The sequence below is a fragment of the Sphingobacteriales bacterium genome, assembly GCA_016719635.1.
Classification (GTDB): Bacteria; Bacteroidota; Bacteroidia; order Chitinophagales; family JADIYW01; genus JADJSS01.
This window is the reverse complement of the sequence record JADJYT010000004.1, coordinates 34,117-50,336: the sequence shown is the minus strand read 5'-3', so window position 1 is coordinate 50,336 and position 16,220 is coordinate 34,117. Positions and strand designations below refer to the sequence as shown.

The 16,220-nt window shown below is 43.9% G+C and carries 13 protein-coding genes and 1 tRNA gene; 8 read left to right on the top strand and 6 right to left on the bottom strand.

What is annotated here, in order from left to right; translation table 11 throughout:
• Positions 1-53 precede the first annotated feature (53 nt).
• The 5 genes from IPM95_09215 to IPM95_09195 all read right to left on the bottom strand — a co-directional run bounded on the left by IPM95_09215 (position 54) and on the right by IPM95_09195 (position 6,579).
• Positions 54-1,862, bottom strand: a complete 1,809-nt coding sequence (locus IPM95_09215) for an acyl-CoA dehydrogenase (GenBank protein MBK9329471.1) — start codon at positions 1,860-1,862, stop codon at positions 54-56.
• Between the two features lie 95 nt (positions 1,863-1,957).
• On the bottom strand, positions 1,958-2,431 hold the full coding sequence (locus tag IPM95_09210; protein ID MBK9329470.1) for a hypothetical protein: 474 nt from the start codon (positions 2,429-2,431) through the stop codon (positions 1,958-1,960).
• Positions 2,431-4,278 (bottom strand): glutamine--fructose-6-phosphate transaminase (isomerizing), encoded by a 1,848-nt coding sequence (gene glmS / locus IPM95_09205; protein MBK9329469.1) that lies wholly within the window; start codon positions 4,276-4,278, stop codon positions 2,431-2,433. Before glmS ends, IPM95_09210 begins: the two co-directional genes overlap by 1 nt.
• Before the next feature lie 69 nt (positions 4,279-4,347).
• Positions 4,348-5,739, bottom strand: coding sequence for a DUF4270 family protein (locus tag IPM95_09200; GenBank protein MBK9329468.1), 1,392 nt, complete (start codon positions 5,737-5,739; stop codon positions 4,348-4,350).
• Positions 5,740-5,772: 33 nt separating this feature from the next.
• Entirely contained in the window at positions 5,773-6,579 is an 807-nt protein-coding gene (locus IPM95_09195) for a glycogen/starch synthase (GenBank protein ID MBK9329467.1), read from the bottom strand.
• Positions 6,580-6,791: 212 nt separating this feature from the next.
• Here IPM95_09195 and IPM95_09190 point away from each other — a divergent pair, with 212 nt between their 5' ends.
• The 5 genes from IPM95_09190 (at position 6,792) to IPM95_09170 (ending at position 10,864) form a co-directional block, all read left to right on the top strand.
• Positions 6,792-7,637, top strand: a complete 846-nt coding sequence (locus IPM95_09190; protein MBK9329466.1) for a pantoate--beta-alanine ligase — start codon at positions 6,792-6,794, stop codon at positions 7,635-7,637.
• 99 nt (positions 7,638-7,736) lie between these two features.
• Positions 7,737-8,090 carry an aspartate 1-decarboxylase gene (locus IPM95_09185; protein ID MBK9329465.1) on the top strand — a complete coding sequence of 118 codons (354 nt, stop codon included), beginning with the start codon at positions 7,737-7,739 and terminating at the stop codon, positions 8,088-8,090.
• An 89-nt stretch (positions 8,091-8,179) separates the two neighbouring features.
• On the top strand, positions 8,180-9,187 hold the full coding sequence (locus IPM95_09180) for a flippase-like domain-containing protein (GenBank protein MBK9329464.1): 1,008 nt from the start codon (positions 8,180-8,182) through the stop codon (positions 9,185-9,187).
• Between the two features lie 34 nt (positions 9,188-9,221).
• Entirely contained in the window at positions 9,222-9,677 is a 456-nt protein-coding gene (locus IPM95_09175) for an adenylyltransferase/cytidyltransferase family protein (protein MBK9329463.1), read from the top strand.
• A 38-nt stretch (positions 9,678-9,715) separates the two neighbouring features.
• Positions 9,716-10,864, top strand: coding sequence for an acyl-CoA dehydrogenase (locus tag IPM95_09170; protein ID MBK9329462.1), 1,149 nt, complete (start codon positions 9,716-9,718; stop codon positions 10,862-10,864).
• Positions 10,865-10,975: 111 nt separating this feature from the next.
• Here IPM95_09170 and IPM95_09165 read toward each other — a convergent pair.
• Positions 10,976-11,065 (bottom strand) — tRNA-Ser (locus IPM95_09165).
• 175 nt (positions 11,066-11,240) lie between these two features.
• Here IPM95_09165 and lon point away from each other — a divergent pair.
• The 3 genes from lon to IPM95_09150 all read left to right on the top strand — a co-directional run bounded on the left by lon (position 11,241) and on the right by IPM95_09150 (position 16,218).
• Positions 11,241-13,682, top strand: a complete 2,442-nt coding sequence (lon, locus tag IPM95_09160; GenBank protein ID MBK9329461.1) for an endopeptidase La — start codon at positions 11,241-11,243, stop codon at positions 13,680-13,682.
• Between the two features lie 141 nt (positions 13,683-13,823).
• Entirely contained in the window at positions 13,824-15,143 is a 1,320-nt protein-coding gene (gene chrA / locus IPM95_09155; protein MBK9329460.1) for a chromate efflux transporter, read from the top strand.
• A 457-nt stretch (positions 15,144-15,600) separates the two neighbouring features.
• Positions 15,601-16,218: a TetR/AcrR family transcriptional regulator gene (locus IPM95_09150; protein MBK9329459.1), complete on the top strand. Its 618-nt coding sequence runs from the start codon at positions 15,601-15,603 to the stop codon at positions 16,216-16,218.
• Positions 16,219-16,220: the final 2 nt, after the last annotated feature.

The window sequence follows — 16,220 nt, the reverse complement described above, 5'->3', positions numbered from 1 at the left end:
AAACCTCAAAGACACAGAGAACACTTAGTGCGCTTAGGCCTTCGCGGTTAACATTAATCAATCAATTTGCTGTCAATGCCTACCGTTACCCTGTTCGTACTTTCCAGTCGGGTAAATAAACCTTCTGCTTTCGGCAATTCATATTCGAAGAAATAATGGCAGCATAAGAATTTGCTGTCTTTAAAATCAGCATCCAGTCTTGAACTTTCATTGCAGGTGTTAGCCATCTTAATCCACTGCCAGCCCAGCACCAGCGTGCCGAACAGTTCCAGATACAACGTGGCATCGCTTAAATACGCCTCCACACCTTCTTTCTGCGCTACGCCCATCAGGTGCATGGACAACTCCTGCAACTGACCTAATTTCTTCTCCAGGGTGACGGCATGTGTTTTCGTATTGTCGTGTTGTTTAGCTTTCGTAATATCGCCCATCACTTCCTGCATCAGGTACATTACGGCTTTGCCGTTTTTCATCATCACCTTTCTTCCCAACAAATCCAACCCATGAATGGCGGTCGTGCCTTCGTGGATGGTATGTATTCTGGTTTCGCGATAATATTGTTCCGCAATAAAATCTTTCGTAAATCCATACCCGCCAAAAATCTGTATCGCTGCGGATGTGGAGAAATTACTCATCTCCGCCGGATAGGATTTTGCCACCGGCGTCAGCAACTCCAGCAACAGATGGTATTTTTCCTGCCCATCCCCTTCCGTGACACGCGCCAGATCGGAGAAATAACTGCACTGCAATTCCAGGCACAAGGCGCCATCGATAAATGTTTTCTGAAACAGCAACATGCGTTTCACATCTGCATGGTTGATAATCGGCGTTTGAGGCAACTCCGGATTTTTCTCCGCGATATTCCTTCCCTGCAAACGTTCATTGGCATATTTCAGGCTCGCATAATACGCTGCGGATGAAATAGACGTGGCGTGCAATCCTACTGAAATCCTCGCTTCGTTCATCATCTGAAACATGTAAGACAAACCCTTATTTTCCTCACCGACCAGCCATCCTCTGCAATCGTTATTTTCTCCAAAACTTAAATGAGCAATCGGTGCACCCTTATAACCCATTTTGTGATATACGCCGATACTGGTGACATCATTCCATTCCAAACTTCCGTTTTCCTGAATCCTTTCCCTCGGCACGATGAACATGGAAATACCTTTGGTACCTGCGGGTGCACCTTTCACACGCGCCAGCAGCAAGTGCACAACATTATCCACGGCATCACTGTCGCCGCAGGAAATGAATATCTTCTGGCCGAGAATCTTATAAGTGCCATCCTCTTGTTTTTCCGCTGTAGTCACCACATCACTCAGTGAACTGCCTGCACCCGGTTCTGTGAGCGCCATGGTGCCCTGCCATTCACCGGCAAACATCTTTGGCAAATACACCCTATGGTATTTTTTATCGGCAAATGTTTCGATAAGATGCGCCGCGCCCATCGTCAGTCCGACAAAAACACAACCGGAATAATTGGCTGCACCCAGAATAAAGCTGGCCGCTGTTGAGAACACGGCAGGCATTTGCAGTCCGCCTGCTTCTTTCGATGCAAGGATACTGATCCAGCCGTTTTCTCCGCTCTTCAGCATAATCTCCCGATGGACGGGATGCACGCGAATCCTGCCGTCGATGAGCTCCGGTTGTTTCCGGTCCATCTCTACCAGATGCGGAAACAGGTACTCTTTGGCAAACTGTTCGGTAGCATCGATATACATTTGTAAGGCATCCTTATCATGGTCGGAAAAGTAATCGTACTGCGTAATGCCGTCTGCATTAAGGACATCAAAAAGGATAAAATTCAAATGCTCGCGGTTGTAGAATTTATCGCCAAGAAAAACAGAAGAATTGGTCATTAGGAAAAAGTTTTTTCTAAGATAAGGATTTTATTTTGATTGGGAAATCAGATAACTGATTCAAGAAATACCATAAAGCATACCGATTCAAATAACTACCATGGAAAACTTTTCATGAAATCATCCGCGTCTGCTTTTACTTTGGTGCGGATGCTGAAATAATAGAGGTTTCTCGTCCATGCGTAATAATATCCGGATTTGCCTTCCATCAGCAGAAACTTTGTATTGACATTGGTATTGTTTTGCTGCAGCACTTTATACTGCCTCCCATCCATCGCGTCTTCGCAAAGTTTTGACCATTCTATGGCCATATTAGCCTGATTGAGCGCCTTTCCAAACTGAACAAATATTTCTTTTTTTTCCAGCTGATAATAGACACTGCCGCGCTCCTGGCCGGGCAGAAAATCATGGAAGGAAAAGCGTTTCCATGTACCTATTTTAAGGGGCAACAATTTTTGATAATCCTCTCCTAATGGAAATTTCTTCTTGTTGACATTGTATGGGACAGGCTGTGCGAATGTCAGGAAAGCGAAGGCTGTCAGGAAGGCAACTAAATAAAAATTCCTCATTATTCTACTGTTACGGATTTAGCTAAGTTACGGGGCTGGTCCACATCACATCCTCTTAGTACGGCGATATGATACGCCAGTAACTGCAGTGGTATGACAGATAAAATCGGGGTGAATGCTTCGACTGTTCCCGGAATTTGTATAACATATTCAGCCAGTTTGCTGATTTCTGCATCTCCTTCCGTAACAATGGCAATCAACTGTCCTTTACGGGTTTTGACCTCTTCTATATTGGATAATACTTTTTCGTAATGTTGCGTATATGGCGCAAGCACAACCACCGGCATATTCTCATCGATTAATGCAATCGGGCCGTGTTTCATTTCAGCGGCGGGATATCCTTCCGCATGGATATAGGAAATCTCTTTCAGTTTCAATGCTCCTTCCAGCGCTACCGGAAAATTGTAGCCTCTGCCCAGATACAGGAAATTGGTGGCATCCTGAAAGGTCTCCGCGATTTCCTGTATATACGAATCCGCCTTTAAAATTTTCTCAATTTTCACCGGCAGCGTTTCCAGCTCTGTAATATATTCATGGAATTTGGATTGAGATAACGTGCCTTTAATTTCTGCAAGCTGCAATGCCATCAATATCAGAATGCTTACCTGCGTGGTAAATGCCTTGGTAGAAGCCACTCCGATTTCAGGACCTGCATGTGTATACGAACCGGCATCGGTCGTTCTGGAAATATTGGAACCTACCACATTGCAGATTCCATAGGTTAAAGCTCCTTTCGATTTTGCCAACTCTAGGGCCGCCTTTGTATCGGCTGTTTCTCCCGATTGTGAAATGGCGATGACCACATCGTTTTCCGTGATGATAGGATTTCTGTATCTGAACTCTGATGCATATTCCACCTCCACATTGATACGGGCGAGGTCTTCAATCAGGTACTCGCCGATTAGTGCGGAATGCCAGGAGGTGCCACAGGCTACTATCGTAATCTTCTGCGCATTCTTGAATCGCAGCTCATGCTCCCGCACACCTCCGAGGTTGACCCAAAACTGTTGGCTGTCGATGCGGCCGCGGATACTGTTTTTAATGGCGATAGGCTGTTCATGGATTTCTTTCATCATAAAATGATCAAATCCGCCTTTTTCTATCTGCTCCAGTTTCAGTTGCAGTTCATCAATATAAGGAACATGGGTTGTATTATCTTTGATGGATTTCACATCGATGGTACCGTTCTCATACAGGACCGCCATCTGTCCGTCTTCCAGATATGATACTTTTTTGGTATGCTCAATGAGCGGCGAACCATCTGAAGCCACAAACAATTCATTGTCGCCAAAACCGACTACCAACGGACTGCTCAATTTTGCTGAAATTAATTTATCCGGGTTGTCTTTAGAAATCACGACAATGGCATACGCCCCAATCACCTCATTGAGTGCCAGCCGAACGGCTTCTACCAAATCCACTTCAGCATTCTTCTGGATGTCATCAATCAGATGCACCAGCACCTCCGTATCCGTTTCCGAACGAAAGGTATAGCCGCGCGATTGTAACTCTGTTTTTAACGAATAATAATTTTCAATGATGCCGTTGTGTATCACAGCCAGTTTTTCATTGGAATTGAAATGAGGATGTGCATTGATATCATTCGCTTCGCCGTGTGTGGCCCATCTCGTATGCCCGATACCAATGGTACCGGAAACGTCATTGCCGGCTGCCACATCTTCCAGTGCTTTCACTTTTCCCTTCTTTTTGTAAATGTTTAACTGATTGCTGCTGCTCAGCAAAGCAATACCGGCACTGTCATACCCTCTGTATTCCAGTCGTTTCAGTCCGTTAATAATGATGGGAAAGGCTTGCTTCTTACCTATATATCCTACAATACCGCACATATTTGTTTAATTAGTGTAAAATCATGCAAATGACGTACCAATTTAGAATGAAAAAGTAAGAAAATAAATTTATTTAATCAAGGTATAAATCAGATTTAATTTCATCTTATACCTCAAATCTGAATAATTAGGACCTGCGACAATGATCCGGGATGGTGAAAATCCGAAATTAACTGTATTCCCGTTGGTAATCGTATTCAGGGCATTGACCGTAACGTCTGTTCCTGCAGAACGATAAGAGCCGACATACAAATCCGTGTTAGGTTCATCCCCTTTTGAAATTTTCTGAATATATTTTGTAATGTCAAATGAATATCTGGAGATTTTATTCCCCAAATCATCCACGCCGGTTGAGTCGATTAAACCTACCCCGTCACCTGTCGGCAGAACATCCAATAAGCCGTCAGCGTTTCTTTTGAGCAGAAACATAAAAGTAGGCGGTTGAAATTCTATTTGAGCGTTTTGCTCTACCTGTGTTACCAATAACCTTGCCCTGTTTACCGCAACCTTGTCTAAATTACCGATGGTAGGCAGTGATATCTTCAGGGTGGTACCTGATTGTGACAATATATAGTTGACTGAGTCAGACGGCAATCCTGAACTGATGACATTCTGAACGGCGGAAGAGAATGTATTGGAAAAGATATTAATGCCGTTCTGTCTGCTGGATAAGGAACCTGCAGAAATTTTTAACAAGTTGGAAAAAAGTCTCATTTCCCTCTTGTTGCTGTATTTATCCTTATAGTAGATAACGATTCCGGAGTAAATACTGCCGCAATCAATTTCCGCCATTGCTTTGCCTGAGGTGGAAGCATTTTCTACTATTATCCCGGGAAATGAATTTTTAAATAGTGCGGAGTCACGTAATGTTTTCTGGCCAAGATTCAATACGGCAAAACCCAGATAAGAATTAAGTTTAATCCTCAGGATACCGCTGACACCTGCTGTGTCAGACGTAGACGTTACCACACGGTTGGTTGGACTGAAATAATAGTCGCTGACAGCACCAATCAGATTCGTTGCCGGAAAGGCAGTCGTATTGGAATAATAAGTCTGTGTTTCATTTATCTTATTCGATATGGTACTTACATTAAAACTCTGAGGTACTGTTGTATCACCATACACAGTGGTATATTTTAAAAGCAAAACCACTGAATCCAGTGTAAAGGGTCCCAATGTATCATCAAATACACTGGCAGGCTTATCCAGCTCCATAACAATGCCCGCACGCTGGAAGCCGAATTTAGAATCATTGATGACACCTAAATAATTTTTAGCCAGCTTATCCGTTCTCATGAACGTATCCGATACCGTCTTTGCATTTAAAGAGAACGTATCTGTAAACCGGACATTCAACAAATCTTCAGGGGGCAACAAATCTGCCCCGATGGTGGAATCTTTTTTACAGGCAGATATAAAGGTTAGCAGAGCAACTAAAAAAAGTAAATGGATTTTCCTCATTGTTTGTACTGTATGGTTGTTGAAACGGAATGATTATAATAATTTCTGATAAAACTCTGCATACTTCTGGAGCAGATTATCCTGATCCTGATGTTCAAGGAAAGGTTTCTTACCCGCTGCTTTTTTATATACCGCCAGGTCTTTGATCTTTTCAGAACCCTGCACAACTGCATCGGCATACTGAACGCCACCCAGTGTCAATGCCTCACTGGTCAAATCCTTGAACACGGACAAATCTTTTTCCTTGATGTCATCTCCAATCAGGGATGTTTTCAGGAAATTCTTATTCAGCTTACTCGTAAAAGATTTCTCATAAACGCTGTACACCATCTTCGTATTGGAAAAAACAGGATCTTTTGCAAACTGTGTTCTCATGTACAGCGGAATCAGACTCGTCATCCAGCCATGACAGTGAATGATGTGCGGATGCCAGCCGAACTTTTTAACGGTTTCTAAAGTGGCTTTGCAGAAGAATACCATTCTCTCCGCATTATCATCATAGAATTTTTCGCTCTCGTCGTTGAAAACGGTTTTTCTTTTGAAAAACTCTTCATTGTCTAAAAAATACACCTGAATTCGGGCGCCCGGCAGGGAAGCCACTTTGATAATCAACGGATAATCATCATTATTGATGATAATGTTAATTCCTGAAAGACGCACTACTTCGTGGAGACGGTTTCTACGCTCGTTGATAAGACCAAATCTGGGCATCAACACTCTAACTTCCAATCCGTTATCATTAATATAGGGAGCTAATCTCTTTACAATATTTCCAGCCTCGGAAAGCACCAGATAGGGGTCCATTTCCTGAGTTACGTACAACAATTTTTTCTTTTCCATGCGCCGCTTGTTCGTTAATTTTAAATTATTATGGTCAATTAGTGTGCAAAGGTACGCATTTAAAGTGGTATAATTGTTTAAGAAACCGACAGAAAATCTGATTTTAAGTATTCTTTACACTTGAGATTAAGTCCTTTCGGAACGGTTTTCTCCATCTCTGCTACAAGATGAACATATTATAAAAAATTACAAAAAAAAGAATAAGCGTGCGGATTTTTCATATAGCTCATGATCTTCAAAATTACCTATTGGAAACCAATGGATTGGACAAAAATCTGGTCGGATTCGTTCCGACCATGGGCGCCTTGCACGAAGGGCACATTTCACTGATTGAAGCTTCCAAATCAAAGACAAACTGTACGGTATGCAGTATCTTTGTCAATCCGACCCAATTCAACGATAAGGCTGACTTTGAAAAATACCCTATCCGGATCGACCACGACTTGGAGATGCTGCTGGCAGCCGGCTGTGATGCCGTTTTTATGCCATCTGTCGAGGAAATATACCCACAAGGTACAACCCTGCAAACGGACGTGGATTTAGGTTTTATCGGCACTACTTTAGAGGCCCAACATCGCCCAGGTCACTTTCAGGGGGTGCTGCAGGTAGTGAAACGGCTGTTGGACATCGTCCAGCCGGATGTATTGCTGATGGGGCAAAAAGACTATCAGCAATGCATGGTCATTGCCCGTCTCATAGAACATTACCGGCTTCCCGTGTTGCTGAAAATTGTGGAAACCATGCGCGAAAAGGATGGACTGGCGATGAGCAGCCGCAATATGCGCCTGTCTCCGGAAGAACGGATTTCAGCAGTTAAGTTATCTGCAGTGCTGTTCACCATCAAAAAGAATTGTAAAACAACACCATTGGAACAACTTCTGAGGGAACAACACGCATGGCTGTCTCAGGATGAATTAATCAACATTGAATATTTAGCGGCAGTAAACGGAAAAACACTGGAACCGGTTACAACATTCAGTGAAGACATACCCACCACGATATTGATAGCTGCCAAAGTTGGAAACATACGGCTGATTGATAATCTGATAGTTAACTAAATACTTTACATTACCGTAACGCCACTACCGTCTTATTCTTAATCCTTCCGTAATTTATATATGGACAAATATCCATAAATTTGCACCCAACAATTCAATATGTTTGTACACGTTTTCAGAGCCAAGCTACATCGGGTAGTCGTCACAGAAGCCAACCTTAACTACATGGGCAGCATCACCGTAGATGAAAATCTGCTGGATGCTTCCGGGATCTTACCTAATGAAAAGGTTCAGGTGGTGAACATCAACAACGGCGAACGATTTGAAACCTATGTCATCAAAGGGGAACGCGGCTCCGGACAAATCTGCTTAAATGGCCCTGCTGCCCGTAAGGTTCAGTTAGGAGATAAATTAATCGTCATTGCCTATGGCATGATGACTCTGGAAGAAGCCAAAATCTTCACACCTGCTGCCGTTTATGTGGATGAAAACAACCTGCAAGTAAAAAATTAATCCTATTTTCGTCCGTCATTTTTAATGCGATTGATTCTCCAAAGATTTCATCTTTGACTTTTTAATATCTGTAAAAGCGGAAAACACCCATGAAGAAACATATTGGCAATATCATTAAATTTTCATTCTCCCTAGCGCTGGGGGTCGGATTGGTATACTGGTCTCTGCGCGGAGTCACTCCCGAACAAAGAGGGATGATAGCAGAAGCATTTAATAAGGCAAATTACTGGTGGCTCTTATTATTGATATTTTTTGGATTGTCCAGTAATTTCTTCCGCGCACAACGCTGGAGATTATTACTCAAACCCTTAGGCTATGAACCCAACTACTGGAATACCTTTTCAGCGGTGATGATTATGTTTTTTGCCAATCTGGCATTTCCAAGATTAGGTGAAATCCTTCGTTGCAGCATCCTTGCCAAATATGAAAAGGTGCCCGTGGAAAAATCCATCGGAACAATGGTGCTCGAGCGGGTGGTGGACCTGGTATGCATCTTAATCATCGGCGGCTTATTGCTTTTACTGGAATACCAGCGTTTTTATGAATTCTTCGTAGAATTATTCGGTGGTAACCAATCCGCTGCCTCACAAGAATCCGGTCCGGTTAAATACCTTGTTTTTGGTGCCTTTGCCATTATTGTCATTATCGGTTTGTTTATCCTGAATAAAAAACACGGATTTGAGAAAATCGCTGCTGTCGTAAAAGAAAAACTGACAGGATTGTGGCAGGGGCTTGTCTCCATTAAGGATTTAGACAGAAAATGGGAGTTCCTGTTCCACACGCTCGGCATCTTCATCTGCTACATCCTCATGCCTTACTTCGGATTCAAATGCCTGGAGGAAACGGCCCATCTTGGGGTTGTACCTTCTATGGCTGCCGTGTTCTTCGGTGGTTTTGCCATGGTGGCTACCCAAGGCGGAATCGGCGCTTTCCAGATTGCCATGCAAAAACTGCTGGCCACTTACGGCATATCCTCCATTATCGGTTTGTCTTACGGCTGGATCTCCTGGAGTGTTCAGACTTTCTTCGTTATAATAGGCGGAATCTTAAGCTTGATATTCCTTGCCGTATACAATAAAGAAAGTGAACCTGTTTAATCTTTCATCCATAGGCAACAACACCTGACAAAGTATGCCTGAACAAAAAATCATAACCGATCTTGCATTCTTTCTGTCTTCCATTAACAGAAAGAATAAGAAGATTGTCTTTACCAACGGCTGCTTTGATTTACTGCACGAAGGGCACCTGCACCTGCTTCGCGAAGCTAGAAAACGGGGCGACATGCTGTTCGTGGCAGTCAATACCGATGATTCCGTAAAAAAGCTGAAAGGCAACAGCCGGCCTGTGGAACCGCTGGAAAAGCGGATGGCTAAACTCACCAAGATTAAAGAAGTGGATTACATCCTTCCCTTTTCAGAGGAAACTCAGTTATCTATCATTCACCAAGTACAACCTGATATTTTGGTAAAAGGCGGCGACTACCAGAAAGAAACGGTTGCTGGCAGCCATTTGGAATCCGAAGTGGTTATTATCTCGTTGCCGGGGGACTACTCGACCACTAAAATTATTGAATCGAATAAAAATTAAAATTCGTACTTTAGCATTCTCAAAATAAACCTCCTAATATGGATTTCCAACTGACCGAAGAACACCTGCAAGTACGTGAGATGGCACGCAACTTCACCCAAAAAGTGCTGAAACCGGGTGTCATCGAACGCGACTGTGATATGATACATCCGACCGAGTTTCTGAAACAGATGAGTGAACTGGGATTTATGGGCATGATGGTGGACCCGAAATACGGCGGCGGCGGTATGGACGCATTATCCTATTGCATAGCGATGGAAGAAATCTCCAAACTGGATGCATCCTGCTCGGTAGCGATGTCGGTCAATAATTCGTTGGTTTGCTGGGGGCTGGAAGAATACGGTTCGGAAGAACAAAAACAAAAGTATCTGGTGCCATTAGCGAAAGGGGAAAAACTGGGTGCCTTCGCATTGAGTGAACCGGAAGCCGGAAGCGATGCAACCTCTCAAAAAACAACGGCTGAGGATAAAGGCGATTACTATCTATTAAACGGCACCAAAAACTGGATTACCAACGGTGGTAAGGCCGATACTTACCTGGTCATTGCACAAACGCATCCGGAAAAAGGGCACCGCGGTATCAATGTGCTGATAGTGGAGAAGGGCATGCCGGGTTTTGAAATCGGGGCCAAGGAAGATAAATTAGGCATCCGTGCTTCGGATACACATTCATTGCTGTTCAACGATGTCAAAGTACCCAAAGAAAACAGAATCGGTGAAGACGGATTTGGATTCAAATTTGCAATGAAAACGCTCGAAGGCGGCCGTATCGGTATTGCCGCTCAGGCATTGGGTATTGCCGCCGGTGCGTATGAACTGGCCGTTGAATATGCAAAAACGCGTAAAGCATTCGGAACGGAAATCGCCAATCATCAGGCCATACAGTTCAAACTGGCGGATATGGCAACGGAAATAGAAGCTGCCCGCCTTTTAGTATATAAAGCAGCCTGGCTGAAAGACCAGCATCAGGAATATGCGATTGCATCAGCAACGGCGAAATTATTTGCTTCCGAAGTGGCCATGAAGGTTACCACTGAAGCGGTTCAGGTACACGGCGGCTACGGCTATGTGAAAGAATACCATGTGGAACGCCTGATGCGCGATGCCAAGATCACGCAGATTTATGAAGGCACTTCCGAAGTGCAGCGCATCGTGATTTCAAGAGGGGTGTTAACAGGAAAAATATAATAACAGATACGACAAGATTAAAAAGAGGTGCCTACCGCCTTTATTGGTGAAGAATACCGACAAAGACAAGAGAACAAAAGAGAGGTGCAATGATTTGCACCTCTCTTTTGTTGGCGGAAACGGTGAGATTCGAACTCACGGTACAGTTTCCCATACACACGCTTTCCAAGCGTGCTCCTTCAGCCACTCGGACACGTTTCCAAAAACTGAGTCGCAAAAGTAAGAATAAAATTTGTTTTAAAAAACTAATTGAGATTATGACAATATTTCATGTATCCACCGTATAAAAACTGCGGCATACATCTTGTCTTTATTAAAATTCCTTATCAGGAATAAGGTTTCATGTCATTTTGTCGAATTTCAACTATATTTAAGTATGTTCCAGAAAATTGAATTGTCCAATATTATCGAAGAGGATGTGGAAATGGTGCCCTTGTTGTCCATAGAAGAAGATGATAACACCAACAGCGATCATTTACCCAAAAAACTCCAGATACTGCCGTTGCGCAACAATGTATTATTCCCTGGTGTGGTGATTCCCATTTCCGTGGGAAGGGAAAAATCCATCAAAGCGGTCAAAAAAGCCTATAAGGATAACAAATACATCGGTGTCATCGCGCAGCGCGATATCAAGGTGGAAGAACCCGAGCCGGGTGATTTGTACACTATCGGCTGCACCGCCAAGATCATCAAGATGCTGTCCATGCCCGACGGCGGCAACACGGTCATCCTGCAAGGTGTCAAACGGTTCATCGTCCAACAAAATATTGCATCCGAACCCATCATCGAAGCGGAAGTGGATTACCTGACGGATATTCCGATGACAGACAAACAACAGGAAAAGGCCATGATGGACAACCTGAAAGACATGGCAAATAAGATCATCGAGCTGTCGCCCAACATTCCCAATGAAGCGAAGATTGTCCTGAACAATATCAACAACATCAAATTCCTCGCGAATTTCATTACGTCCAACCTCGATATCGAATTAAACCAGAAACAACAGATATTAGAAACGAATGACGCGAATGAGCGCATCCAGCAGGTATTGAAATTTCTGTCGAAGGAGCTGCAGCTGCAGGAGCTGAAAGCCAATATCCATCACAAAACACGGACGGATATCGACAAGCAGCAGCGGGATTATTTTCTCAATCAGCAACTGCGAGCCATCCAGGAAGAACTCGGCGGCGACATGTATCAGGAGGAAGTGAACCGTCTGAAAGAGAAAGCCAAAGAGAAAAAATGGAGCGCGGCGATTGCCAAATCCTTCGACAAGGAAATCGGGAAACTGCAGCGCATCAACCCGGCAGCGGCGGAATACTCCGTCATTCTGAACTATTTGGACCTGATGGTGGAACTGCCGTGGAATGACACCACCAAAGACAACTTCGATTTAAAAAGAAGTAAAAAAATCCTGGACGAAGACCACTACGGCCTCGATAAGATCAAAGACAGGATTCTGGAATACCTGGCGGTACTGAAACTGAAAGGCGATATGAAATCGCCGATTCTCTGTTTCATCGGCCCTCCGGGAGTCGGAAAAACCTCTTTGGGAAAGAGCATCGCACGGGCGCTGGACCGAAAATATGTGCGCATGTCTTTGGGAGGCCTGCATGACGAAAGTGAAATCCGCGGACACCGCAAAACCTATATCGGCGCTATGCCCGGACGCATCATCCAGTCGCTGAAAAAAGTGCAGTCGTCCAATCCCGTTTTTATCCTCGATGAAATCGACAAGGTGGGCAAAGACCACCGAGGTGACCCGTCTTCCGCCCTGCTGGAGGTGCTGGACCCTGAACAGAACACCACTTTTTACGATAACTACCTGGAGCTGGAATACGACCTGTCGAAAGTGCTGTTTATCGCTACGGCCAACAACCTGGGCGAGATACAGCCCGCCCTGCGCGACCGGATGGAAATCATCCACCTGAGCGGCTATTCGATGGAAGAGAAAACGGAAATCGCCAAAAAACATCTGGTCAGCAAACAACGGGAAGCGCACGGATTGAAAGCATCACAGGTGAAGCTGAACGACAAGGCCATCCAGCACCTGATTCATCACTATACCTATGAGAGCGGAGTACGCGAACTGGACAGGGTCATTGCTTCCATCATGCGGAATGTAGCCAAGAGCGTGGCAATAGAAGAAGACTATAATCCGGCTATCACGGTGGAAGACATTACCCGCATCCTCGGCAAACCGAAATACAACCACGACAAATATTCGGAAAACAATCCGTGCGGCGTGGCCATCGGGCTGGCATGGACACCCATGGGCGGTGATATCCTGTTCATCGAATCGACGGTGAGCAAAGGCAAGGGCAACCTGACCATTACCGGGAACCTGGGCAATGTGATGAAAGAATCGTTCAATACGGCGTTCACCTATCTGCAATCCAAAGCGGATGAGCTGCAGATTCCGAAAGAAGCGTTCACGAACTGGAACCTGCACATCCACGTGCCGGAAGGGGCGATACCCAAAGACGGGCCTAGTGCGGGCGTTGCGATATTGTCTGCACTGACTTCGCTGTACACCCAACGCAAAGTAAAAGCGTTTACAGCGCTGAGCGGTGAGATAACGCTGCGCGGCAAGGTATTGCCGGTGGGCGGCATCAAGGAAAAGATACTGGCAGCCAAACGAGCCGGCATCAAGGAGATCATCCTGTGCCGTGAGAACGAAAAAGATGTGGAAGAGGTGCCGGCAGATTTCATCAAAGGGCTGAAATTCCACTATGTCGATACCATGGACGAAGTGCTGGATTTGGCACTGGAAAAGAAAAAAGTGAAAGAAGCGCTGAGGTTTGTGGAGGAGAAATAAGCGGAAAGAGGAATAAAAAAGATTCCACCTATATTTACATATTGGCAGACTTGAGGAAGTTCTTAAGATTAAAACTTCCTCTATAACTAAGTTATATGCAACCTTAAAAAAACAACCGAGCAACAATAAACTAAAGTGCGGATGGAGAAACCGACTTTCAAAGAAGCATTAAAATTTTGGACAAAACTTGGCTTTATAAGTTTTGGCGGACCTGCCGGACAAATTGCAATAATGCACGAGTTTCTAGTGGACAAAAAAAAATGGATAAGCGAAAGTAAATTTCTACATGCATTGAATTACTGTATGATTTTGCCGGGACCCGAAGCGCAGCAGTTAGCAACATACATTGGCTGGATGCTTCATGGCTCTATGGGTGGACTTGCAGCAGGAATATTGTTTTTTCTTCCTTCAATGTTCATTCTGCTTGGACTGAGTGCAATTTATGTTTCATTCGGCAATCTTCCTTGGGTTTTTGCAATGTTTAGCGGACTAAAACCTGCCGTAATTGCGATTGTCATCCTTGCGCTAATCAAAATCGGCAAAAAATCTTTACTAAGTCCGTTTCACTATTTTGTTGCGGGTGCCGCTTTCATTTGCATTTTCTTTTTAAACATTCCGTTTCCACTAATTATAGTTGGAGCAATTATTACAGCAGCAATATCCCGACAGTTCTTCCCAAAACTATTTCAAACGAGTAACAACAGGACAAATCAAAAAGAAATTGACGAAAATGAATATTACATAAATAAGCACACGATTATACCTAATATCGGCTTTAAACCATTACGTTTTTTGAAACAAGTAAGTGTTGGAGTATTAATTTGGACAATTCCTTTGATTGCATTTTACTTTCTGACGAGCGACTTTGAGTTTTGGAAAAAGTTATCCTTTTTTTTTACACAAGCAGCGTTTGTAACATTTGGTGGTGCTTATGCTGTGTTACCTTATGTAGCACAAGTGAGTGTTGAAAAATTTAACTGGTTGACCAACCTACAAATGTTAGACGGACTTGCACTTGGAGAAACAACTCCTGGACCATTAATTATGGTTCTTGTTTTCGTTGGTTTTATGGCAGGACATAATCATTTTGGTGGTTCACTTGCAATGGGGACACTTGGCCTTGTTACAACAGCATTTTATACATTTCTTCCTTGCTTTCTCTTCATTCTTATAGGAGCACCAATCATGGATCGGACACAAGAAAATAAAAGAGTAAAAGAAATTCTTGCACTTGTTACAGCAGCAGTTGTTGGTGTAATTCTCAACTTGACAATTTATCTTGGCAGAGTAGTAATTTTTCCAAAGGTCTTTTCATTTGCAGGGCTTGACTATATCACTCTCGGTTGGACAATTATTTCATTCATGGCAATGTATCGTTTCAAGATTGGAATGATAACTTGGATTGGCATTAGTGCAATTTTTGGACTGGTTTATTATCTGACAACCCCTCTCTGGTCTTAGCGTCCCGGTCCCGCTGAGACAAAAAAATGCAGAAGCGTCCCGCTTTTAATTCCACCGTAAAAAACTCAGTCCTGCGAGCGCAGCGAAGCAACGTCTGTTGGTATCACACATAGCTCATAACCGCACGCAGCACGTTTCGTTTCTGCATCGAACAAAAAACACCTCCCTTAATCCCTCCTCAAGGAGGGAAATGCGGACAGTGATATTCTTCCGGTATTTACCTTTAAAATTAAACAGTAATTCTATTTTGCTATCCAGTGTCCGTATTTCCCCTACCCGAAGTAGATTAAGGGGTGGGTAGGCTTACTACATTTATTTTTTGAAACTAAAGACACCACCCTTCATTTAACGAAAAGCCGGAAATTTGTAACGGCTGCTTATCCACTGTATCCGGCTATATTGCATTTTTCATGTCATACCTATTGACATTAATTTATTTAATGTCTACCTTTGTGATATGAACTCTAACATGCACAAGAGAACATACACACTCACCAACAGGGCAAGGCAGGCTGCGGAAAACGACCGGAACATCCTGGAAGCCGCTGCTGCCCTATGGCGGGAGATACCCATTCACGAGATTTCTTTGGAAAGAATTGCTGAAAAGTCCGGTGTAACCGTCCGCACCATACTCCGGAAATTCGGCAACAAGGAAGAACTGTTCAGTGCCTGCATAAAGAACGACGCAGCGAGCATCATGAAAGCACGCGACCAAACACCTGCCGGCGATATGTCTTGTATTCTGAATGACCTGCTGGCGGAATACGAAGCAAGCGGCGACGCGGTCATCCGCACACTTTCCGCTGAACAGGAAGTCTCGATTGCACGGGAAATCCTGGCATCCGGAAGGGCATATCACCGCGCCTGGTGTACAAGGGTGTTTAAAGGATTTTTACCCAATCCCAAAACAAAAAATTACACCACCCGGCTGATGTCCTTTGTTGCCGCAACGGATGTTTATCTCTGGAAACTGCTCAGAAAGGATTTAAACCACAGCGAAAAACAGACACGTGCAGTTATGCAGGAACTGCTGGAGGGATTGATATCAAACAATAAACCATTAAAAATGATATAACC

Coding starts and splice junctions, on each gene's coding strand:
- chrA (MBK9329460.1), top strand. CDS start 13,824: ATGGAGAAACCGACTTTCAAAGAAGCATTAAAATTTTGGACAAAACTT.
- glmS (MBK9329469.1), bottom strand. CDS start 4,278: ATGTGCGGTATTGTAGGATATATAGGTAAGAAGCAAGCCTTTCCCATC.
- IPM95_09175 (MBK9329463.1), top strand. CDS start 9,222: ATGCCTGAACAAAAAATCATAACCGATCTTGCATTCTTTCTGTCTTCC.
- IPM95_09210 (MBK9329470.1), bottom strand. CDS start 2,431: ATGAGGAATTTTTATTTAGTTGCCTTCCTGACAGCCTTCGCTTTCCTG.
- IPM95_09170 (MBK9329462.1), top strand. CDS start 9,716: ATGGATTTCCAACTGACCGAAGAACACCTGCAAGTACGTGAGATGGCA.
- IPM95_09180 (MBK9329464.1), top strand. CDS start 8,180: ATGAAGAAACATATTGGCAATATCATTAAATTTTCATTCTCCCTAGCG.
- IPM95_09215 (MBK9329471.1), bottom strand. CDS start 1,862: ATGACCAATTCTTCTGTTTTTCTTGGCGATAAATTCTACAACCGCGAG.
- IPM95_09195 (MBK9329467.1), bottom strand. CDS start 6,579: ATGGAAAAGAAAAAATTGTTGTACGTAACTCAGGAAATGGACCCCTAT.
- IPM95_09200 (MBK9329468.1), bottom strand. CDS start 5,739: ATGAGGAAAATCCATTTACTTTTTTTAGTTGCTCTGCTAACCTTTATA.
- IPM95_09150 (MBK9329459.1), top strand. CDS start 15,601: ATGAACTCTAACATGCACAAGAGAACATACACACTCACCAACAGGGCA.
- IPM95_09185 (MBK9329465.1), top strand. CDS start 7,737: ATGTTTGTACACGTTTTCAGAGCCAAGCTACATCGGGTAGTCGTCACA.
- lon (MBK9329461.1), top strand. CDS start 11,241: ATGTTCCAGAAAATTGAATTGTCCAATATTATCGAAGAGGATGTGGAA.